22 protein-coding genes and 1 other RNA gene are annotated in these 21,536 nt (G+C 40.1%); 12 read left to right on the top strand and 11 right to left on the bottom strand.

Going from position 1 to position 21,536, the window contains the following annotated elements:
* Positions 1 to 93: 93 nt before the first annotated feature.
* Positions 94 to 1,614 carry a DUF2135 domain-containing protein gene (locus tag B4Z90_RS23475; RefSeq protein WP_286803466.1) on the top strand — a complete coding sequence of 507 codons (1,521 nt, stop codon included), beginning with the start codon at positions 94 to 96 and terminating at the stop codon, positions 1,612 to 1,614.
* Positions 1,615 to 1,753: 139 nt separating this feature from the next.
* Here the strand turns inward: B4Z90_RS23475 and B4Z90_RS23470 are convergent, their stop codons facing one another.
* The 3 genes from B4Z90_RS23470 to tgt all read right to left on the bottom strand — a co-directional run bounded on the left by B4Z90_RS23470 (position 1,754) and on the right by tgt (position 4,996).
* Positions 1,754 to 2,665 carry a DMT family transporter gene (locus B4Z90_RS23470; protein ID WP_286803464.1) on the bottom strand — a complete coding sequence of 304 codons (912 nt, stop codon included), beginning with the start codon at positions 2,663 to 2,665 and terminating at the stop codon, positions 1,754 to 1,756.
* Between the two features lie 96 nt (positions 2,666 to 2,761).
* Positions 2,762 to 3,838 (bottom strand): LptF/LptG family permease, encoded by a 1,077-nt coding sequence (locus tag B4Z90_RS23465; RefSeq protein WP_070560713.1) that lies wholly within the window; start codon positions 3,836 to 3,838, stop codon positions 2,762 to 2,764.
* A gap of 27 nt (positions 3,839 to 3,865) precedes the next feature.
* Positions 3,866 to 4,996: a tRNA guanosine(34) transglycosylase Tgt gene (gene tgt, locus B4Z90_RS23460; protein WP_070560679.1), complete on the bottom strand. Its 1,131-nt coding sequence runs from the start codon at positions 4,994 to 4,996 to the stop codon at positions 3,866 to 3,868.
* Positions 4,997 to 5,271: 275 nt separating this feature from the next.
* Between tgt and B4Z90_RS23455 the strand changes: the two genes are divergently transcribed.
* On the top strand, positions 5,272 to 6,414 hold the full coding sequence (locus B4Z90_RS23455; protein ID WP_070560681.1) for a glycosyltransferase: 1,143 nt from the start codon (positions 5,272 to 5,274) through the stop codon (positions 6,412 to 6,414).
* Positions 6,415 to 6,436: 22 nt separating this feature from the next.
* Positions 6,437 to 7,072: a 16S rRNA (guanine(527)-N(7))-methyltransferase RsmG gene (gene rsmG, locus B4Z90_RS23450; RefSeq protein WP_070560683.1), complete on the top strand. Its 636-nt coding sequence runs from the start codon at positions 6,437 to 6,439 to the stop codon at positions 7,070 to 7,072.
* Here rsmG and B4Z90_RS23445 read toward each other — a convergent pair whose 3' ends face one another.
* Together B4Z90_RS23445 and B4Z90_RS23440 are read right to left on the bottom strand one after the other, a co-directional pair.
* Positions 7,073 to 7,663, bottom strand: coding sequence for a hypothetical protein (locus tag B4Z90_RS23445; protein WP_070560685.1), 591 nt, complete (start codon positions 7,661 to 7,663; stop codon positions 7,073 to 7,075).
* Positions 7,664 to 7,738: 75 nt separating this feature from the next.
* Complete coding sequence (locus tag B4Z90_RS23440; protein WP_070560687.1) at positions 7,739 to 7,972, bottom strand: hypothetical protein; 234 nt, start codon at positions 7,970 to 7,972, stop codon at positions 7,739 to 7,741.
* Between the two features lie 261 nt (positions 7,973 to 8,233).
* Here B4Z90_RS23440 and dprA point away from each other — a divergent pair, with 261 nt between their 5' ends.
* The 5 genes from dprA to accD all read left to right on the top strand — a co-directional run bounded on the left by dprA (position 8,234) and on the right by accD (position 12,635).
* Positions 8,234 to 9,352: a DNA-processing protein DprA gene (gene dprA, locus B4Z90_RS23435; protein WP_070560690.1), complete on the top strand. Its 1,119-nt coding sequence runs from the start codon at positions 8,234 to 8,236 to the stop codon at positions 9,350 to 9,352.
* 87 nt (positions 9,353 to 9,439) lie between these two features.
* Positions 9,440 to 10,945, top strand: coding sequence for an MFS transporter (locus B4Z90_RS23430; RefSeq protein WP_070560692.1), 1,506 nt, complete (start codon positions 9,440 to 9,442; stop codon positions 10,943 to 10,945).
* Positions 10,938 to 11,165, top strand: coding sequence for a DUF6814 family protein (locus B4Z90_RS23425; RefSeq protein ID WP_070560694.1), 228 nt, complete (start codon positions 10,938 to 10,940; stop codon positions 11,163 to 11,165). Before B4Z90_RS23430 ends, B4Z90_RS23425 begins: the two co-directional genes overlap by 8 nt.
* 306 nt (positions 11,166 to 11,471) lie before the next feature.
* Positions 11,472 to 11,569, top strand: an RNA gene (gene ffs / locus B4Z90_RS23420) — signal recognition particle sRNA small type.
* Between the two features lie 223 nt (positions 11,570 to 11,792).
* The gene (gene accD, locus B4Z90_RS23415) at positions 11,793 to 12,635 is read left to right on the top strand and encodes an acetyl-CoA carboxylase, carboxyltransferase subunit beta (protein WP_070560696.1); all 843 of its coding nucleotides are present in this window, start codon (positions 11,793 to 11,795) and stop codon (positions 12,633 to 12,635) included.
* A 127-nt stretch (positions 12,636 to 12,762) separates the two neighbouring features.
* Here the strand turns inward: accD and B4Z90_RS23410 are convergent, their stop codons facing one another.
* Positions 12,763 to 13,098 carry a hypothetical protein gene (locus B4Z90_RS23410; protein ID WP_070560697.1) on the bottom strand — a complete coding sequence of 112 codons (336 nt, stop codon included), beginning with the start codon at positions 13,096 to 13,098 and terminating at the stop codon, positions 12,763 to 12,765.
* A gap of 188 nt (positions 13,099 to 13,286) precedes the next feature.
* Between B4Z90_RS23410 and B4Z90_RS23405 the strand changes: the two genes are divergently transcribed.
* Positions 13,287 to 13,622 (top strand): MerR family transcriptional regulator, encoded by a 336-nt coding sequence (locus tag B4Z90_RS23405; RefSeq protein ID WP_046674120.1) that lies wholly within the window; start codon positions 13,287 to 13,289, stop codon positions 13,620 to 13,622.
* Positions 13,623 to 13,746: 124 nt separating this feature from the next.
* Positions 13,747 to 14,055, top strand: coding sequence for a cupin domain-containing protein (locus B4Z90_RS23400; RefSeq protein ID WP_286777345.1), 309 nt, complete (start codon positions 13,747 to 13,749; stop codon positions 14,053 to 14,055).
* A 17-nt stretch (positions 14,056 to 14,072) separates the two neighbouring features.
* Here B4Z90_RS23400 and B4Z90_RS23395 read toward each other — a convergent pair whose 3' ends face one another.
* Together B4Z90_RS23395 and B4Z90_RS23390 are read right to left on the bottom strand one after the other, a co-directional pair.
* Positions 14,073 to 14,567, bottom strand: a complete 495-nt coding sequence (locus B4Z90_RS23395) for a metallophosphoesterase family protein (RefSeq protein WP_286777347.1) — start codon at positions 14,565 to 14,567, stop codon at positions 14,073 to 14,075.
* Between the two features lie 3 nt (positions 14,568 to 14,570).
* Positions 14,571 to 15,278: a tRNA1(Val) (adenine(37)-N6)-methyltransferase gene (locus B4Z90_RS23390; RefSeq protein WP_112373809.1), complete on the bottom strand. Its 708-nt coding sequence runs from the start codon at positions 15,276 to 15,278 to the stop codon at positions 14,571 to 14,573.
* A 97-nt stretch (positions 15,279 to 15,375) separates the two neighbouring features.
* Between B4Z90_RS23390 and B4Z90_RS23385 the strand changes: the two genes are divergently transcribed.
* Positions 15,376 to 16,533, top strand: a complete 1,158-nt coding sequence (locus B4Z90_RS23385; protein ID WP_112373810.1) for a hypothetical protein — start codon at positions 15,376 to 15,378, stop codon at positions 16,531 to 16,533.
* A gap of 206 nt (positions 16,534 to 16,739) precedes the next feature.
* Here B4Z90_RS23385 and mutS read toward each other — a convergent pair whose 3' ends face one another.
* On the bottom strand, positions 16,740 to 19,346 hold the full coding sequence (mutS, locus tag B4Z90_RS23380) for a DNA mismatch repair protein MutS (RefSeq protein ID WP_286728018.1): 2,607 nt from the start codon (positions 19,344 to 19,346) through the stop codon (positions 16,740 to 16,742).
* Between the two features lie 136 nt (positions 19,347 to 19,482).
* Between mutS and mtgA the strand changes: the two genes are divergently transcribed.
* The gene (mtgA, locus tag B4Z90_RS23375) at positions 19,483 to 20,247 is read left to right on the top strand and encodes a monofunctional biosynthetic peptidoglycan transglycosylase (protein ID WP_112373813.1); all 765 of its coding nucleotides are present in this window, start codon (positions 19,483 to 19,485) and stop codon (positions 20,245 to 20,247) included.
* A 112-nt stretch (positions 20,248 to 20,359) separates the two neighbouring features.
* Here the strand turns inward: mtgA and B4Z90_RS23370 are convergent, their stop codons facing one another.
* Both B4Z90_RS23370 and B4Z90_RS23365 read right to left on the bottom strand, forming a co-directional pair.
* Complete coding sequence (locus B4Z90_RS23370; RefSeq protein WP_112373814.1) at positions 20,360 to 20,815, bottom strand: ABC transporter ATPase; 456 nt, start codon at positions 20,813 to 20,815, stop codon at positions 20,360 to 20,362.
* Positions 20,816 to 20,983: 168 nt separating this feature from the next.
* Positions 20,984 to 21,529 carry a DUF420 domain-containing protein gene (locus B4Z90_RS23365; protein WP_286803462.1) on the bottom strand — a complete coding sequence of 182 codons (546 nt, stop codon included), beginning with the start codon at positions 21,527 to 21,529 and terminating at the stop codon, positions 20,984 to 20,986.
* Between the last annotated feature and the right edge of the window lie 7 nt (positions 21,530 to 21,536).

Here is a 21,536-nt window from a genome sequence, read left to right as displayed (position 1 = left end):
GGGTTTTGTTAAGGAACGACTAGTATAGCGCTACAGCCTGACCATGGTGAAATTGACCTACAGCAGATCTGGGCACAAAAGAAAATTGAAGCGTTGGATCTTCAATACGAAGACAATCGTGAAGAAATTGAAACACTTGGCAAACAGTTCGGTATTGTTACCCGAAATACCAGCCTGATTGTACTGGAAACCACAGAAGATTACGTACGTTATGCAATAACTCCGCCCGCCGAATTGCTTTCCGAATTCAATCGGCTCATCAAAGAAGAACATATAGAAAAGGAAGAACGTGTAGCAGACTTGTTGGATCAGGCTCAAGACATTACCAAACAGCTTCAGTCCTGGTGGAATACCGATTTTCAGCAAAAAAAGAAATACCCAACGCGTAAAAAATTGATTTCCATCCCTGAACTTGCTGTTGCCGAAGAAATGGCTACCGGAGTTGCTCCTGTTACACCTATACCGTCGCGTCCTTCAGCTAGCCCTGCCGCGACATCACGAGCCGAAGAACTCAGGTCATCAGCTCCCGCTAGTGAAAAAAGAGTGTCAGCCGAAGGCAATTCAAATACCGCCAAAGCTGTTACCAGTGAATTGGCGATGGCGGCATCTGATGATGTTCTTCAGGATTTCGCTGTTGTTCAATCCTTAGAAGAACGCGTAGCTGGCATACAAACGACAAGCAGCATCAACAGCATACATGGAAAAATAAGCATCCCTGAAATTAAAGAAGACCAAGCCTATTTACAGGACCTTAATCAATCCAAAGATCCTTACAAAAGCTATCTCCAACTTCGGAATCAGTATATGGGAACGCCAACTTTCTATTTTGATGTCGCAAACTTCTTTTTCAAAAGAGGAGATCACAACAAAGCCTTACTCATCTTAAGCGCACTTGCAGACTTACAAATTGAAAATGCAGATCTCTACAAAACCATTTCCTATAAGTTACGGGAATGGGGAGATTACGACAATGCACTGTTCATTACTGCTAAGGTATTAAAATGGCGTCCCATGGATCCACAAAGCCACCGCGATTATGCCCTCGTTTTACAAGACAAAGGTATGTTCAAGGAGGCACTAGAACAATTATATGGGATTTTGACCCAGAGCTACTCCCCAGAAGCTGCCGATCGCGATGATGGTATTGAAGAAACATTGGTCATGGAAATCAATAATCTCATTAAAGCAAACAAAGCTGCAAGCTCCAAAGTTGCCGTGAACAAAAAATTGATTGCTGACCTACCCGTCGACATTCGTGTTGTCATTAATTGGAATTCACGAAACACCGATATCGACCTTTGGGTAACTGATCCAAATCAAGAAAAATGCTTCTATAGTAATCCTGCCACAGCCATTGGGGGCCGACTCAGCAATGACTTTACTGGTGGCTATGGCCCTGAACAATTTCTATTAAAAAAAGCTTTAAAAGGAAAATACAAAATTGAAGTTGACTTCTATAACGATGATTCCCTTACTTTAGCAGGACCAGCAGCGGTCATGGCCGAAATTTATACCTACTATAGCAGTGGCAAGCAAGAACGAAAAATCGTTACGATCTATCTTGACCGCAATAAAGAGCGCAATATTGGGATTGGCGAATTTTCATTCCAGTAGTTGAGCAGAGACAGAAGGTGTTCAAAAAAACAAATCAAACCCTTTGAAAATTAGCTCTATGAAATGATGCTTTAGGGGAAAGGTATATAACCACATGAAATCGGGGCTATCCAAAAAGATTGGATAGCCCCGATTTCAATTAATGCAATTTACGAATAACAAGATCTTTTTGTCTATTCTCTAATTTCGTTTTGACATAAGGGTAAGTGAATACTGCTCCCAAAACGATACAAGCGCCAAGATAAAACCCACCGCTCATGGTCTCCTTTTGTCCAAATATCAACATCGCCAACAGAATACCATAAACAGGTTCCAGATTTGTTGTCAGCGCAACAGTAAAAGCAGATAATTCCTTCATGACAGCAACCCCCATAACATAGGCCACCGCCGTACAAACCACACCTAACAACAGCAGATAAATTAAATCTTGCTGTCCCAATTTCATTTCAGCATTGAAATCTCCTGTAAACAACATCAATATGCTGATCCAGAAGCATGCCCCCATCATCTCATAGAACGTAATCAAGGTCGGGCTCGATTTTTTAACCATTCGCGCATTGGCGATAGAAAATATACTCGCGCAAAACGCACAGCCAAGCCCCGCCAATAGACCAACAAGGTAATGTGTTTCAAAAGAAAAGATTGTATAAATACCGATGATAATGACCAAACCAACAACAATATCCAACAGCGCAATACGCTTTTTATTCACAATAGGCTCCAATATTGCCGTAAATAAAGTCACCGAGGATAGCGTGACCAATGTCACCGATACGGTAGATACTTTGATCGAATGAAAAAATAATACCCAATGCAGTCCAACAACGGCCCCCACCATAAAAAATTGGAGAAATTGTTTCCGCGAAACTACAATCGATTGTTTAGTTACCAAGAAATAGATCAACAGCGCGATAGACGCTATTGCAACACGATACCACACTAAATGAAGGGCAGATACGGAAATCAAGCTACCCAAAATTCCGGTAAATCCCCAAATAAGTATTGTTAAATGCAGAATTAGAATATTCCGATTTAATTGAATTTTAGTCATATTCTCTAGAATACATTTGTATAGAAATGATGAGCAATACCTATTATTTCCCTTTATAAGGCAGGCTCACTGAAGTTATTGAAAACTAACAAAAAATTACTTTGGCGCTTTTATCGCCAGGTATAGTGCTACCAAAAAGAAGGTAACATTCGGAATTAATACGGCTATCAACGGTGGCAGTCCCCCTTTCAAAGAAAACATAGTCGCAAACTGTATAAATACGATATACGTAAAACTTAGCGCGATACCAATACCAAGACTCAATCCTATCCCCCCACGCACTTTCTTGGAGGACAGTGCCACACCCATCAAGGTCAATACAAAAGCTGAAAATGGATATACGTAACGCTTGTATTTCTCCAGTAATAAATCGTTCATGACTCCGGTTCCCCTGATCTCCTCCTTATGGATACGAATATTTAATTCGCGTGTATCCATAGCGGTAAACATATTATCACGTACCTCAAAATCAGAAGGTTTCATATCCAAGGTTGTGTCTTTAACAGCTCCTTTGTCCATGCGTTCATGTAGTCCATTGATAATACGATTGGTATACCCTTCGATCTTCCATTTTGTCGCCACCGAGTCCCACGTAATACGATCAGCCATCATTTTCTCCTTAAGGGTATCCCCTTTGAAAATTTCAAGTACAAATCCGTAGCCTGTTTTGGTAGAATTATCAAAGTTGTCTATATAAACATAGCTGTTTTTGTCCAGTTGCATATGGGTAGAAACCCTCGAGTTATCCTTAGGTGGCTTTACATAGATATTTTCAAAATCAACCTTCATCTTATTGGTCTTCGGAATAATAAAGATGTTAAATACCAAAGAAATGGCAAAGATTAGGGTTGCAGCGATCATGTAGGGACGAAGCAAACGGTTAAAGCTATATCCGGCACTGAGAATCGGGACAATTTCGGTTTGGTCTGCCATCTTTGAGGTAAAGAAAATAACCGCAATAAAGTTGATCAGCGGACAAAGAAAATTTAGGTAAAAGGGAATAAACCCTGCATAATACTCAAAAATAATCTTATCGAGGGGAGCATGATATTTTAAAAAATCATCCAATCGTTCGGACACGTCAAAAACCACCATGACAATAGTAAATATTGCCATAGTGAATAAAAAAGTACTTAGATACTTTTTGATGATGTAACGATCGATTAACGACAGCATTTTTTTAACTTGAGCTATTTAGTTTTACAAACGTTGATCCAATATTTTCACCATTTTGTTTTTCCAATCGTAGAAAGTTCCATCAATGATTCGCTCCCTAGCCTGATTCACCAACCAAAGGTAAAAATGTAAATTATGTAAAGAAGCAATTTGTGCTCCAAGAATTTCCTGCGATTTAATCAAATGTCTTAGATAAGCTTTCGAATAAAATTGATCTGCCTGCAGATCACTCTCCGCTTCTATTGGTGAAAAATCATCTTTCCACTTTTCATTTTTGATATTGATAATACCATTTTGCGTGAAAAGCATACCATTTCTAGCATTACGGGTTGGCATAACGCAATCGAACATATCCACCCCTAAAGCAATATTTTCAAGGATATTTACCGGTGTACCTACCCCCATGAGATAACGTGGCTTGTCATGCGGTAAGATATCACAGACAACTTCGGTCATCGCATACATTTCTTCCGCCGGTTCGCCTACCGACAATCCACCAATCGCATTTCCTTCGCGGTTAAACGAAGCGATAGTCTCCGCAGATTTTATCCTTAAATCTTTGTAAACAGATCCTTGAACGATTGGAAACAAAGTCTGGTCATATCCATAAAGCGGATCTGTACTATCAAAACGATCCACACAGCGTTTCAGCCAACGATGGGTCATATCCAAAGAACGACGTGCATACCCATAATCACATGGATAAGGCGTACACTCGTCAAATGCCATAATGATATCCGCACCGATAATACGTTGTGTATCCATGACATTCTCTGGTGTAAATAGATGTTTTGATCCATCAATATGGGAACGAAAGGTAACCCCCTCTTCTTTGATTTTACGTACTTCGGTCAACGAATACACCTGATAACCACCGGAATCCGTTAAAATAGGTCGATCCCAACCATTAAATTTATGCAGCCCGCCCGCCTTATTCAACACATTCAATCCGGGACGTAAATAGAGGTGGTACGTATTACCCAGAATAATCTGCGCTTCAATATCGTTCTTCAATTCATGTTGATGAATTGCTTTCACTGTACCTGCCGTACCAACAGGCATAAAAATAGGTGTTTGAATGGGACCGTGTGCAGTTTCGACAACACCTGCACGTGCTTTTGACAATTTATCTTGTGCTTGTAGCGTAAATTTCATTAATATTTTTCCTCTGAGACTATTTCTATTTTAAAGGATGATTTGCCATGGACATGGCGATATCGGCATTTGGTGTAAAAAATTAAAAACTCATTTTCAGTCAGTTGTAACTTAAAAAGTCGTTATAGCTTTTCTAATTTTCACCCAAGCTCGGATTCATCCCTAGAATACGTTGCAAAAATACTATAAAAAGATTTGCAAACAGGATGTTTCAAAAATAAATTATCATTTTTCCCCTATAAAAAAGTTGCGGAAAGCACTTATCTTTGTGAGCTATGCTTGACCTTCACGTATTTTTGGCCAATCTTCCATATATTGCTTTCGGAGTATTGGGTCTTTTCCTCTTGATACAATTGTACTACATCTTATTTGTATATAGCAAATTGAGTGGTTATCAAATTGAAACTGTACAAGAAGGAACTGAATTCCCACCGCTGTCCGTTATTATTTGTGCACACAATGAACAGGATAATATTCGGGAATTCCTCCCGAGTGTACTGAATCAAGACTATCCCAATTTTGAAGTCATTGTGGTCAATGACTTTTCGACTGACAATACGCCCTGGATATTGCATGAGTTCGAAGCAAAATACCCCCATTTAAAGATTGTGGATATCAAAGAGCATATTCGCTTGAAACATGGTAAAAAGTTTGCCGTTAGTATGGGTATCAAAGCGTCAAAGCACCAGACACTGGTGTTTACTGACGCAGATTGTGCACCACAATCCGATCAATGGCTCAAAGAAATTGCAGCAGCCTTCAGACCAGAAACAGAAATTGTACTTGGCTATTCTCCTTATTTTAAGCAAAAAAGCTTGCTAAATCTATTGATTCGATTTGAAACCAGCCATACGGCCATGAGTTACTTTGCCTATGCACTAAAGGGAGATGCCTATATGGGAGTAGGACGCAATATGGCTTACAAAAAAGACCTTTTCTTTCGTAACAAAGGTTTTGCAGCCCATATGCATATTAAGTCTGGCGATGATGATCTTTTTGTCAACCAAAATGCAAATCCGACCAACGTTAACATTGCACTGGCAGCCGAATCCATTGTCTATTCGGAACCCAAAGCGACCTGGAGGAGCTATTACAAGCAAAAAGCAAGACACTCAGGAGCCTCTACCATTTACAAAAAGCGACATCAGCGCATGCTCGGCACGCAGCTGGTATCAGCCGTCCTTTTTTATGTCGCCCTTATCGCAACAGCAATTGCCTTTCCAATGTACTGGTATGTTCCTGTTACAGCCTACCTCCTAAGGCTGATTGCACAATGGATAATATTTGCCAACATCTATAAAAAACTAGAAGTAAAGGAACTCATTTGGTGGCTACCTTTGGCAGACTTCATCTACTATTTCTATATTTGCATCAATGGCATGTTCAGCAGAAAAAAGAAAAAAATAAGCTGGAAATAATTCACTTTTAAAACATTAAGCTTTGAATCCAACAGTTGATATCATCTATAAGTATTTTCCAAAATTAACGGATATTCAAAAAGAACAGTTTGCAAAACTTGCCGACCTCTATACATTTTGGAATAGCCAAATCAATGTCATTTCACGTAAGGACATAGATAGCCTCTACCTGCACCATGTGTTACACTCGCTAGGTATCGCTAAATTTGTTCAAGAGCTCACGCCAGGAACACAAATTTTGGACGTGGGAACCGGCGGGGGCTTTCCAGGTATCCCAATGGCCATTATGTTTCCTGAAGTCAAATTCCATTTGGTCGATTCTATCGGCAAAAAAATAAAAGTCGTACGCGAAGTTGCTGCAGGACTGGGTCTCCAAAATGTTGAAGCAGATCATATCCGCGCAGAACAACTCGACGACAAGTACGATTTTGTGATATCACGAGCTGTGACAAGACTTGGAGAATTTACGCCTTGGATACAGAATAAATTCGCAAAAAAAGATAAAAACGGTATTCCTAATGGAATTCTTTACTTGAAAGGCGGAGATCTCACCGAAGAGATCAAAGAATCTAAGCTCAAAGCAGAATTACACCCGCTTTCCGGTTACTTTAAAGAAGATTTCTTTGATACAAAATACCTGGTATACGTACCTATGTAGTTAAAGTTTGGCATTACCCATAGGAAATTGAAGTCGCCTATGGATAATGTCTACAGAATCCAGGTAGTTCGTTAAACACAGATGGATATAAGCAATCTTCTCATACCGATCATTCTCACGAAGCCACTTTAAGGAAGGCTCATAGTATATTCTAAATTTGCGCAGAGAATCTCCCGACAACTTACTGTATTCCTGAGTCAGCGGATACCATTCCTCGCGAATCAGATCCTGTTGGTATTCTTTTTCAAACTGACGTTGAAGCTTCCGCGAATTTCGTCCCTTTCGACTGAATTTATTGTAAAGCTTGTTCAGATTGACCGCAATTCCTCCCTGGTGAGGCAAGGTCACCATATTTTTCGTATCACCCCAGAAAAAGATCGACTTATACTCCTCCTTTTTTTCTTCCCATTTATCCGCTGCTGATTTACGCTTGATCGAAACAGTGTCCAAACGTAAAGTATCTTTTTGACTGCCTTTTTTCGCAATGGTATCCTGATGATAAAATTCCGTTGGATAGGCAAAAAGCCCCTGCCTATTAAATGAGAAATAGACACAGAAAAACAATAAAGATAGAAATCCGATACGTACCATATTTATAATTGACAAACTAAAATAACCAACTATAAATAAAATTAAAAAGCATTTAACTATCTTTAACTTAGAGAACTAAAGACCTAATTCTTTTTTAATTTCTAGGCCAATCAGATTGATCTCTTCATCCATACCGAACATAGGAAGCTCCGTTTCTGGATTAAGTTTCAACCAGTTTGTATCATTGTCTTTAATAATCTTTACGTATTCCACACCATCCTTAAAAATAACATACGTATCTTCTTCCTCAGGGAAAACAGAATAAACTATATCCCCCAATTCAATATCAAAAGGTTCTTTCATTTCCATAGTTAAAATATCATTAATCGCTCAAAGGTACCAATTCCTCATCTTCTTTCCATAATCGACCAATATTTCATTCCTTGATATCTCAAATAAGCTTAGGAAAAGCGCATTCATGCCATGGCGATCCGCGGATTTTCGAGCAGACACGCGATCGCCTCCGACTAAGAACTTTGTCATTGCTTTAAAAACATAATATGCCTAAGCAATTCTAACAAAAAGTATGACAGCTACTTATATTTTTCCTATATTTAAATAAACCCAATTATGAAACTAATTTATCCCATAGCTTTGACGAAAATCAAGGGCATTGGCCCTAGGACAGCGCGTAACATCATTGACCAAGGTCACGAGTTGGCAGACTTATTTGCTTACTCAAAAAAAGATTTGATGCAAATTCTTGGGATACGGGAATCGATCGCAGAAGCCATACACAATAAAAGCTATATGTCTGCCTGTGAAAAAGAACTTGCTTTTATCGAAAAACATCAGATACAAGCGTTATGGCTGGGGGACCAAAATTATCCAAATAGGCTACGACAATGTGAAGACGCTCCGCTTGTTGTCTATTATAAAGGGAATCAGCCACTCAACAGCACAAAAATTATAAGTATCGTCGGCACTAGACATGCAACCTACTATGGCCAGAAAATATGCGAAGATCTGCTAGAGGCTATGAATGGTTCCAAAGACACCTTAATCGTAAGCGGTCTTGCTTATGGTATTGATGCTTTAGCACATCGCAACGCACTAAAAAATAATATTCCCACCGTTGCTGTATTAGGGCATGGTCTCGATCGCATTTACCCGGCATCCCATCGTGAACTTGCCACAAAAATGCTAGATCAAGGAGGTTTATTGACAGAATTTACATCCAACACATTACCTGAACGCAGTAACTTCCCTATGCGCAATCGCATCATAGCCGGTATGGCGGATGTCACCATTGTTGTAGAAGCTGCAATTAAAGGAGGTGCTTTGATTACCGCCGAAATAGCCAACAGCTACAATCGCGATGTATGTGCCTTTCCAGGAGCCGTTTACGAAAAAAGTTCTGAAGGCACCAATTACCTCATCAAAACCAACCGCGCGCATATGATTAGAGGTCTTCAGGATCTGGAATACCTCATGAATTGGGAAATCAGTACAAAAGCTGTTGGTCAACAGCTTAGCCTTCCTTTGACATTGACAAAAGATCAACAACTCCTTTTTACGCTCATTCAGCAAAAGGGACAATTAGAAATAGACCATATGATTGACCTCACAAAATGGCCACAAAGTAAATTGGCCTTAATCCTATTGGAACTTGAAATGCAGTCACTCATTCACAGCCTACCCGGAAAACGCTATAAAATAGTCGGACAGACCGAAATTCAAAAGAATTAGCTCTTTTTCGATCATGCAACAGCGCCGAAATGCCGTTTGGAGCGCAATTAAAATGTACATTTATATCCAACCAAAAACCAAAAATTAATGAACGAAAACAATACAAAAAGCATCTGGAAAGTCATCGGAGCCTCCTCCATGGGAACGCTTATTGAATGGTATGATTTTTTCATTTTTGGCAGCCTATCCATTGTAATTTCCACCAAATTCTTTCCGGCAGAAAATCCAACTGCTGCTTTTCTTTCCACCCTAGCCACATTTGCTGCAGGATTTGTCGTCCGGCCATTTGGCGCTCTATTTTTTGGCCGACTAGGCGATATTATCGGTCGAAAATATACGTTTATGGTAACTTTAATGCTCATGGGCGGCGCAACATTTCTCATCGGTTGCATCCCCAGTTATGAAAGTATCGGTTTTTGGGCACCGCTGCTCGTGTTGATCCTTCGTCTCTTGCAAGGTCTTGCCCTAGGCGGAGAATATGGCGGTGCGGCAACTTACGTCGCCGAACATGCTCCATTGGGCCAGCGGGGCTATTGGACATCCTGGATACAAACAACAGCTACTTTTGGCCTTTTCATATCTCTGGTCGTCATCCTCCTTACCAAAGGCTTTCTCAGCGAATCACAATTTGATTCCTGGGGATGGCGGCTTCCCTTCCTCCTCTCTTTGGTGATGGTATATGTTTCCTATCTCATCCGTAAGAAAATGAAGGAGTCACCCGAATTTAGCAAGGCCAAAGCGGAAGGGAAAACAAGTACAAATCCGCTAAAAGAAAGTTTTGGCAACCGCTACAACCTCAAATTTGTGCTGCTCGCGCTATTTGGTGCAGCCATGGGACAGGGCGTTGTTTGGTACACCGGACAGTTTTACTCGATGAGTTTCATGAAAACAGTCATGCACCTCCAATCTGACCAAGCCGATACCATCCTCGGTATCGCCTTACTCTTGGGAACGCCATTTTTTGTCGTATTTGGATGGCTTAGTGACAAAATTGGGCGAAAATGGATCATGCTTGGCGGGATGTTACTTGCCGTATTGACCTATCGTCCGATTTACGAATCCATGTACCAACTTTCCAATACCGAACAGAAAGTCAAGGTGAACGAAACAACGGAGAACCCTCATGGATTACAAACTGCAGAAACCATTTCCATCATCAAAACACAATATGAGGACCAAACGGAAGTTACTCGAGCCAGCATGATTCATCAATCCGGTAAACTGAAAGGGCAGCAAACAACCAAAACCACAGTCCATATTGCAGGCAAAAACTATATGCTGCTCGTCCTGCTGATCTTTATACAAGTGATTTATATTACGATGGTGTACGGCCCCATTGCAGCATTCCTTGTTGAACTGTTCCCCGTAAAAATCCGCTACACATCCATGTCCTTACCCTATCATGTTGGCAATGGAATATTCGGCGGACTCCTTCCGGCTGTATCGACATATTTAACGACAAATGCCGAAGCTTCCAATACCCCGCAATTCTATCTTGCAGGTTTATGGTACCCTATTATCATTGCCATTGTATGTTTTATCATAGGCAGTATTTATATCAACAACAAATCAACTTCAGCACCCCATGAATAATCTCAAAAAATTCCTCGGCATACTTTGGATCGTTTTAGCATTGTTTACTGCTTATTTTTCCATTTTTGAACTGGCCCTGCCAAAGATATCAACGGGACATCAGGAAGATCTCGTTTTTGGAATCATTATCCTGTGCATCTTGACCCCCATAATCTCCATTGGACTCGGTTTATTTGGCTATTATTCCCTATTGGGCGAATACGATCAAGAAAAAATGTAGTCCCAAAAATGAGATCGACTTTGAATAGGCAAAATTAGCCGATTATGCTTATTCAAAGTCGATCTCCTATACGTCAGATAATGCAACTTTCCGACATTTTGAAAAGAACATTTACGGCAAATGGACTTCGTCAAGCGCTTTTTTCACGCCATTTTTAGCTGTTTTACACAAATACCAAATCTACTCCGCCATAAATTGGTGCTATGAAAAGATATCAAATGCAATTTATTGCCATGATAATCAACCGAATAAGATAAAAAGGTGTTTTTTCTTTCCTAAAACTGTTTTTTTTTCTACTTTTGTGGCGGGTAAGTCTTCTACGACCAGCTCCCATTGACTCCCCCAGGTTGGGAACAAAGCAAGGGTATTTGGTTGAGCGGTGCGATAGGAGTAGCTTACCCTTTTTTTATGCCCATTTTTTTTGACTAATCTTCCGGTCCAAAATTCAATTCTAACCTAATAATCAGCTAAATACCATGTATATCCCAATTGTTACCCGCATTTCCCCTATTTATAGAAGCCCTGTTACACAAGGCGTTTTAATCGCTTGGCATGTACATTCAACACAATTATAATTGTATATAAAAGCAAATTTATATAAGTTTGTAATCGAATAAGAACTATCGTATGAGTTGGTTTAAAAGAGAAAAAGCTGGTATTAGCACAGCTACCGCTAATAAAAAAGAAGCACCTGATGGTATGTGGAACAAATGTCCTACATGTAAAAAACCATTGTTGCATCTTGAACAAGTAGAAAACGACTATGTTTGTCAATATTGTGGCCACCACTTAAGAATTGGCTCCAAAGAATATTTTTCAATTTTATTTGATAATAACGAATTCACAGAACTATTTCCTAATCTAAATTCTGGTGATCCATTAGAATTTTTCGATTCAAAGCCATACCCTGAACGTTTAAAGGAAAGTCAAGCCAAAACAGGTCTTAAAGATGCTTTACGTTCTGGCCATGGAAAAATGAATGGTCAAGACATTGTTATTGCTTGTATGGACTTTAGTTTCATCGGCGGATCCATGGGATCTGTCGTTGGCGAAAAAATCGCGCGTTCGATAGATTACTGTATTGAGCATAAAATTCCATTTATGTTAATATCCAAATCAGGTGGTGCACGGATGATGGAAGCCGCATTTTCATTGATGCAAATGGCTAAAACTTCGGCTAAATTAGCGTTATTGGCAAAAGCAGAACTTCCTTACGTTTGTTTATTGACCGACCCTACTACAGGGGGAGTTACAGCATCTTACGCGATGTTGGGTGATATAAATATCGCAGAACCTGGTGCGTTAATCGGATTTGCCGGACCCCGTGTCATTAAAGAAACAATTAAAAAGGATCTTCCAAAAGGATTCCAGACTTCGGAATTCGTGCTCGAGCATGGATTTTTGGATTTCATTGTCGACCGTAGACAGTTAAAAAACCAAGTGGCTACCTACCTTAAATTAGTGGGATAATCATTGTCAGGATATAAAAGAAAGCGGTGCCAAGAATATTCTTGGTACCGCTTTCTTTTTTCGCCCCATAACTGTTGTGCCTGCGACCTCTTGTCGGATATATAGAACGTATAAATCAACCGTCTTTTTAAAGATATCGCCAAAAAGCCCATATTTTTCTTTTGGACAGATAATCCGTTTCACCCTCCTTCTCATAAGCTTCCCGCTCAAACGAAATACGCCGGTACGCTTTATCAAAATCCCGAAATTGAATAAAATGAACGGCAAATTCAAGAAGATACCAAACATAGAAAAAGAGAATACCTAATTCAAGCGCTTGTCGCAAATGTATACGCTCATGACGAATCAAGTCGTCCTTCTGTTTAAAAAAAGTACTTTTCAGAAAGATAAAAGGATAAATAGTAATTGCATTGGCTTTTCCAAAAGAGAAGAAATTCGTCCAAAATTTGCTAACTATAATCATATAAGAAGTCCAGACCGTTTTCAAACGAATCAAACTTAGAAAAATTTACCTTTATACACAATTATTATTGGCTTCTTATGAATTGTACTATATCCCTATCGTTCAGTCCTTGATCCGATAAGAGATCGCAAAAATTTCTTTTTGAATAGGAATTTTTATTAAGTTTGCTATAGATTAATTGTGAAGATATGCCGTACAAAGAGCGTGAAATAAATAAATTGTATTATACAATGGGAGAAGTTACAGAAATGTTTGATGTAAATGCATCCCAGATACGTTTTTATGAGCGTGAATTTGATATTCTACAGCCTAAGAAAAATAAAAAGGGTAATCGCTTATTTACGCAAGAAGATATTGCCAATTTAAAGATCATCTTCAATTTGGTTAAAGATAAAGGTTATACACTACAGGGGGCACGTGATTACCTGCGTGACAACAAATCTGAGGCAAAAGAAAATCAACGTGTTGTAGATTCATTGGAGCGTTTGAAGAACTTTCTTCTTGAAGTTCGTGACTCACTGTAGTACCTGAGAAACTTCTATTTAAAACTCCCCCAATAGGAATTTTTCCGTTATTTTGACCCAATTCTTCCCGCCTATCCTAAGTGGGGATAAAATATTAGCAACAACAGATAATAGTACTACGATCATGCAGACAGCATCTATTTTTCAAAACGTCACTTTCCAGGACAAGAAGCCCAAAATGGACCTTCTCCTAGAAACAAATGGCAGCAAAGAATATCGTTTGACTTTTGCAGAAGGGCAATATCTAAAGGAACATAAAACAGCTGCATCAATTATTGTAGAAATTGTCGAAGGCAATATTGATTTTGGTGTTAACGGAAGCAAAATCAGTCTAACAAAAGGCATGTTAGTGACACTGGAACCAAATGTACCGCACGATCTCTTCGCCATTACCCAAAGTATTGTTCGTCTGTCTATTCACAAAAAACACTAAAGAAGAGTCTGGGTGACTTAACGGTCTTTGAGTTCAATAACCTCTAGGTTCTCAATTTTATCTTTATTGATATCAAACCGCATTAACGTCCTCACTTTATGCCAGCCCTGCTTACCCGCTGCACCTGGATTAAGGTGGAGGCATTGAATCTTAGGATCGAAGATAACCTTTAGAATATGGGAATGTCCAGTAATAAATAATTTTGGCGGATTTTTCATCAATTCTCCTTTAATACGTGCAGCATATTTCCCGGGATAACCACCAATATGTGTCATAAAGACGTCCACTTCCTCACACCTAAACCTCAAATCTTCTGGAAATTGTAAACGAATTTCTTGACCATCAATATTACCAAAAACTCCGCGCAGCGGTTTAAAAGCCGCCAACCGATCTGCAACATCCACATCACCAAAATCGCCTACATGCCAAATCTCGTCGCAGGCTGCAAAATGAGTAAATACCGCTTCATCTAAAAAAGAATGTGTATCTGAGAGTAATCCGATCTTTGTCATCATTTAAAAAGCTAAAAAATAAGGTGCCAGGGCCGTGCGATATGCTTCTGAATAAATACCTTTAGCAGCATAAATAACAAACTCACGTACTGCAACCGACTCAACAGGTCTCCGTTCAAACGTTACGATCTTACGTAGCACCGATTCTCCTTCAAAGGAACTTATCCGAACTTCAGTAGAACAATGTAAACCTCTTTCTGTAGAAATACTGACTAAGGTATCCGCTAATGCCGCTGGAAGGATAAGGATTAATTTCCCCCGATTCGATAAGCGTATAGAGGCGAAATCCAACAGTTCAAAGAAAAAATCCAGATCCGTATGTCTAGCCAGTTTCCTCCGTTCATCCGGATTATGCAACGAATCCGTATAAAAAGGTGGATTTGATACAATCAAATCATAATTTCCTGTTGTATCCAGTTGCTGAAAGGAACTAGCATGTAGCGTTAGGCGTTCACGGAAAATGGAATTGCGAAAATTTTTATCCGCCATCAACGCAGCCAAAGCGTCGACTTCAACAGCTTCTATCTGGCTATTCCCAAGACGCTGAGCCAACATCAAGGCAATGACTCCAGTGCCTGTGCCCACATCTAAGACACGTTCTACAGGTTCTATCTCCGACAATGAAGCCAACAAAACACCATCTGTATTGATCTTCATCGCACAGTCAGACTGATCAACCTCAAATTGTTTAAACCGAAATATCGACGCCATACGCCAAAGATAAAACTTTTAGGACCTTTGGCACAAACAAACCCATGTAACCTGCGATTTATTTGCTAATTTAGTCAGCAACAAATCTATATAAGCCATGAATATCCGTCAGCTTGCTCTTATGATATTGATTATGAGCTGTGTCCTTCCCACAAAACTATTGTATGGACAGGAAAATTGTGAACGATATACCGTTGAGACACTTCCCCTATTGACACAAGCCTTAAACAACAATGACTTTGACAAAATTGACCCTTTACTTAATAGCATAGAGGCAAGCTGTGGTATCAATGAATTTGTACAAAGGTTACGCATCCTTATGCAAATCATTGAAAAGAAAAATAGTGCTGCAGCGATTGACCTCTATTGGAACAGTCAATTTGATAAAAGCTTTCTACAAAGACTGGATGCGGCAGACCAGGACGATTTCTCAACGCAATACGAACAGCATAAGGAAAAATACAATTTTTACCCATTGCGGCACCCACTGGATGGCCTCATCAAAGTAAGGGCACAAGCACTCCTTGTTTCTGACAGTTACACGTTAACGGATCAGGAAAAAGATATTTTACTGCTTTTTTCAGATACTGACGTTTCCAGTGCCGAGCAAGACCGACAAGCTGATGAACAAGATAATCAACAGCGGTTTCCAGCACCCAAAGTGTACAGAGATAGACAAAAAGCCAAACTTGGCTATGTTCCTTCAATCGGCGTAGTCACCCCACTTGGTGGAGCCAACAAAATTTTCGGAACCAACATAAGCTTTGGATTTATGCTGACGAGCTCGCTGGAAAGAAAATTTATTTTTGAAGGTGGCTTCAAGGTGCGCATCAACTCAAACGACCGCAATATTGATTACAATTACGAGGGCTCCAATGTTTCGGTCAATTCTTCAGCGACCGCATTTATGGGCGGTGCTGTAGGTTACAAAGTTTTTGACAACGACAAATGTATACTGATTCCAAAAGGTATCCTTGGCATAGATATTACAGATACCGGTATTACAGAAAGCGCTTATTCCTCTGGTTATTATGATCCGGATGGTTATTATTATGATGGTGGATACACCGATCGTATGGTAACCATCAATAATGTGCACTTAGGACTTGGTCTCGCATCCCTATTTCGCATGAAAAACCAAAAGTACATTGGTTTCGAACTCGGCTATCATTACGCGCCTTATGATGCCAGCAGTAAGGTATTGATCCCAATACAGGCGAATTACGGAAGCTTGGAACTATTTTTCAGGTTTTAAGCAATAGCCCTTCAAAAACTTTCATGACTTCGCAGACATCAACAACAATGAAAGCGAGCTCAAGGTTCTCTCTAACCAATAAGATCAGGCACTTTCAGAAAAAAATACGCCAGATGATGTTCTGTTTTAAAAAACATGATCTGGCGTGTTCAAATCGAAGAAAACAAGTCCCACTTGAGATCAGGTGTACAAGTCCAAAAGAAGATTTAATTCTTTAGCAGGCGTTGTATCTCATCCAGCTTCATTAATGCCTCAACTGGAGTAAGCGAATTAACATCCAGATTATTCAGCATATCCCTGATCTTATTCAAGACAGGATCATCAATGGAAAACATTTGCAATTGGTAGGCCTGTTTCTGAATCTTACGCATACTATCCTTAATCTGCTCCCCACCAGTTCGCTCCTGCTCCAATCTTTTCAGGATCTGGTTGGCACGATTCAGCAACTTTTGTGGCATCCCCGCGAGCTTTGCCACATGAATACCAAAACTATGTTCTGAGCCTCCTGGAACGAGCTTCCGCAAGAAAATAACTTTGTTATTGACTTCCTTCACCGTCACATTATAATTTTTAATACGATCCAATGAAGTTGTCAGCTCATTTAATTCATGGTAATGCGTTGCAAACAATGTTTTTGCTTTGGCTGCGGGATTATTGTGTAAAAACTCAGCAATAGCCCAAGCAATAGAAATACCGTCATAGGTACTGGTACCACGACCGATTTCATCTAAAAGAATGAGACTACGGTCTGATAAATTATTCATGATGCTCGCCGTCTCATTCATCTCTACCATAAACGTAGATTCTCCAGAAGAAAGATTATCTGAAGCGCCCACACGGGTGAAAATTTTGTCAACCAGACCGATCTTTGCTTCTTTTGCCGGTACGAAACAACCAATTTGCGCCATCAACACGATCAATCCAGTCTGACGGAGTAACGCCGATTTACCGGCCATATTAGGCCCCGTAATAATAATAATCTGTTGTGTCTTTGGGTCCAAGAAGGTATCATTGGTAATATAGTCCTCGCCTATTGGCAGGTTTCTTTCAATGACAGGGTGTCTTCCGCCTTTAATATCCAAGATCTTGCTCTCGCTGATTTCAGGCTTTACATAATAATTTTTCTCTGCTACAACCGCAAAGTTAAGCAGCACATCCAGCTTAGCGATCAGCTGTGCATCGAGCTGAATAGGTTTGATATATTCAGCAATGGAAAGCAATAGCTCTGCATATAATCTATTCTCCAGTGCTTGGATCTTCTCCTCAGCACCTAGAATCTGTTCTTCATATTCTTTCAGTTCCTCCGTAATGTAACGTTCAGCATTCACCAGCGTCTGTTTACGTATCCACGTCGTAGGAACCTTATCCCTATGGGTATTGGTAACCTCCAGGTAATAACCAAAGACATTATTGAATGCAATTTTCAAGGATGGAATTCCAGTGAGTTCTGCTTCCCTTTTTTGAATCTCAAGCAAATAATCCTTACCGCCAAAGGCAATTTTACGCAATCGATCCAATTCCGGATCAACGCCATCAGCAATTACGCTACCCTTATTGATTGCCACTGGGGGCTCGGCCTGAACCTGCAGCTCTATTCTTTCCCGGATAACTGTACAAGCATCCAATTGCTCCGATATGGTCTGTAGCGCGTTGGCATCTTTACGATCTGTAAGTTCCTTCAACTTTTCTATCGCATATAAAGCCCGTTTTAATTGCACGATTTCCCGCGGATTCGCTTTTTGTAGTCCTATCTTGGAAATTAGGCGTTCAAGATCCCCCACCTGCTTGATCTGACCAATCAACTCATCCCTTAAATTGCGATCAGCAACAAAGAAATCCACCACATTCAATCGTTCCTGAATACTTTTCTTGTCTTTTAACGGCATCACAATCCAGCGCTTGAGCAAGCGCGCTCCCATTGGACTGGATGTATGATCCAATACATCAGAAAGGGTGACAGCATTTTCATTCAACGAACCGATTAATTCCAAATTGCGGATCGTAAAGCGATCCAGCCACATAAAACGATCTTCTTCGATACGCGAAAGCGTAGAAATGTGTTGTAGGTTACGATGCTCGGTCTCGTTTAAGTAATGTAAAGCTACACCGGCAGCAACAATCCCCGCAGGCATCCGATCAACGCCAAACCCTTTCATCGACGAAACCTCAAAATGCTTCAATAATGTTTCTGTAGCATAGTCTCCCGTATACGGCCATTCGTCAAGAAAATAAGTATAGTAATGCGACCCAAACTGCTCCGCAAAATCCTTGCTCTGTTTTTTGGAAAGAATGACTTCCGTTGGCTTAAAACCTTGAAGCAATTTATCGATATAGGTAACACTTCCCTGAGCAACCAAAAATTCGCCTGTTGAAATATCAAGAAAAGAAATACCGATCCGCTCTTTTTCGATAAAGATTGACGCTAAATAATTATTCGATTTCTGCTGAACAATATTGTCATTGTAGGAAACGCCAGGGGTAACCAACTCTGTCACACCACGCTTAACGATTGTTTTTGTCGTCTTAGGATCCTCCAACTGATCACAGATCGCCACCCGTTGGCCGGCACGCACCAATTTTGGAAGATAGGTCTCCAACGAATGATGAGGAAAACCAGCCAACGCGGTTTCCGATTCCGAGCCATTACCACGCTTCGTCAAAACAATGCCCAAAATCTGGGCAGCTTTGATTGCATCCTCACCAAATGTCTCGTAAAAATCGCCAACACGGAACAACAATAACGCTCCAGGATATTTAATCTTGATCGCATTATACTGTTGCATCAATGGGGTCACTTTCTTTTCTTTTGCCAACTTGTAAATCAATTTTTATGAAGCGTAAAAATAGGATAATATCGTCGCTTTGGCAAACGATACCCTCAACTTCTCGACAAAATCATTTCCATTAAACAAGAATATAAGCTAAGTTTGTATCCGAAAAAAATTAGTCATGGCCATCAAAAGATCTGGTAAACAAAATACGTCCAGCAAACAACAAAATACCTTCAAAAAAAAATCCTTCAACCCATTGAAGTCCATAAAATCTCCGATCCTGCGCATTGCGACACGGGTAGTGCTCTATTTTATTGGTATTTCACTCTTTTGGGTCATTAGCTTAAGGTTCGTCAATCCTCCCATCACCTGGTTGATGATTCAACGTGGGTTTGAACTAAAAGAGCAGGGCAAAGGATTTAAACTGGAAAAAAACTGGCTGGATTACGATGAACTTTCGGACAACCTCAAGTTAGCGGCCATTGCAGGAGAAGATGCTCACTTTATGACACACTGGGGATTCGACATGCAAGGGATTCAGAATGCCATTAAAAAAAATGCACAGGGAAAGAAATTACGCGGCGGAAGTACAATCAGTCAGCAGGTCGCCAAAAATGTCTTTCTATGGCCAGGGCGCTCCTGGTTAAGAAAAGGTTTCGAGACCTACTTTACAATTCTTATAGAAACATTCTGGAGCAAGAAACGCATCCTCGAAGTTTATCTCAATGTGATTGAAATGGGACAGGGAGTTTATGGTGCCGATGCGGCAGCGTCGTATTATTTTAGTAAAACAGGCAGCAATCTTTCAAAAAAACAAGCCGCATTGATTATAGCCATACTGCCAAACCCAAGAGAATGGGATGCCCGTAACCCTTCTGCTTATGTCAATAGACGCGCAAATGCGATTGCAAAATACATGCACCATTATACTATTCCTGAATAAGCGAAGCTATCGCCATTCGGCGGACCAATCAGAAAGAGAAGCAATACAGATCTATAGATCAAAAAGAAAGGCCACAATTACATATGGCCTTTCTTTTATACTTGTTTACAACTTATTTAAAAAGTCGTTTATGCCAGCTTTGATGGAAGGGCACTGCCCAAGCATTCTCCATTTGATGTTCATGGGTAATAGTATTATCAAATACTAAGGTATTATCATTGATGGTACCGTCTGCCAGTAGCTTCTCAAATCCGTCACGGTTAACCACGCCTATTCCTTGATCCCCTTTATATGCAAATTGCATGCGATCAAATAGTTGAATACCATACTTCGATTCAACTCCTTTTAAAAATCGAACCGAACTATCAATAGAACAACCTGATGCAGCCGCCACTTCCTCGTCCACCTTAAGGATAATAAAAAGATTATCCCGCAATTCTGCGGAAGCAGAAAGTGGTTTTCCATGTACTTTCCACTGTTCAGCAAAAGCTTCTAGGTCAGTAACAATCTCCTGTCCCTCTGCTGCCGTTAGCAGACGATCTGCCTGATAAATCCAGATACGCTTCATATGCAAATGATTTTTTAAAGATCCATCTAGCCGATACAAATCGGCTGATTAATCCTACGCTGTTTATACTCTTGAATGGCTGGAATATATACTCCTTCGCTTCCAATTTCATTTCAATTTTAAGCCAGATCCCCCACATCGAATCCGTTGCACCCCGCCCCTTTCTCACTAACAGATATAATACGGAGAAATCATTAAATAAACTATCACACCGGTAACAGCCACGTAAAGCCACATTGGATAAGTAATGCGGGCAAGCTTTTTATGACGCTCGTAAGAACCGGATATACCTCTTACAAAAGTAAAAAGCACAAAAGGGATGATAATGATAGAAAGCAAGATATGCGTAATCAGGATAAAGAAATAGATCGGTCTCAAAATTCCCTCGCCACCATATTTTGTTTCGATTGAAGTCATGTGATAAGCGACATACATCGCCAGGAAAGCTAAAGAGCAAGCAATACACAATTTGATCAAACGCTCGTGCAAGGGCTTATTACCCTTTTTTATCGCAGCCACAGCCCAAAACAGTAATACAGCAGTAATCCCATTGATAGCCGCGTAGATAGGGGGTAAAAATGTTAGCGGTTTTACATCATAACCCAGCTTTTGTAAATTCACTGTAAAGAGGATAGCAACCACTATCGGTATAACGATAGATAACAACCAAATCCATTTACTGTACTTTTTTTCTTTATTCAAACTCTCTTCCATGATATAA

Source organism: Sphingobacterium sp. UBA5639, from assembly GCF_002421245.1.
In the GTDB taxonomy this organism is placed as follows: Bacteria; Bacteroidota; Bacteroidia; order Sphingobacteriales; family Sphingobacteriaceae; genus Sphingobacterium; species Sphingobacterium multivorum.
This window is presented reverse-complemented; position numbering and strand designations above follow the sequence as displayed.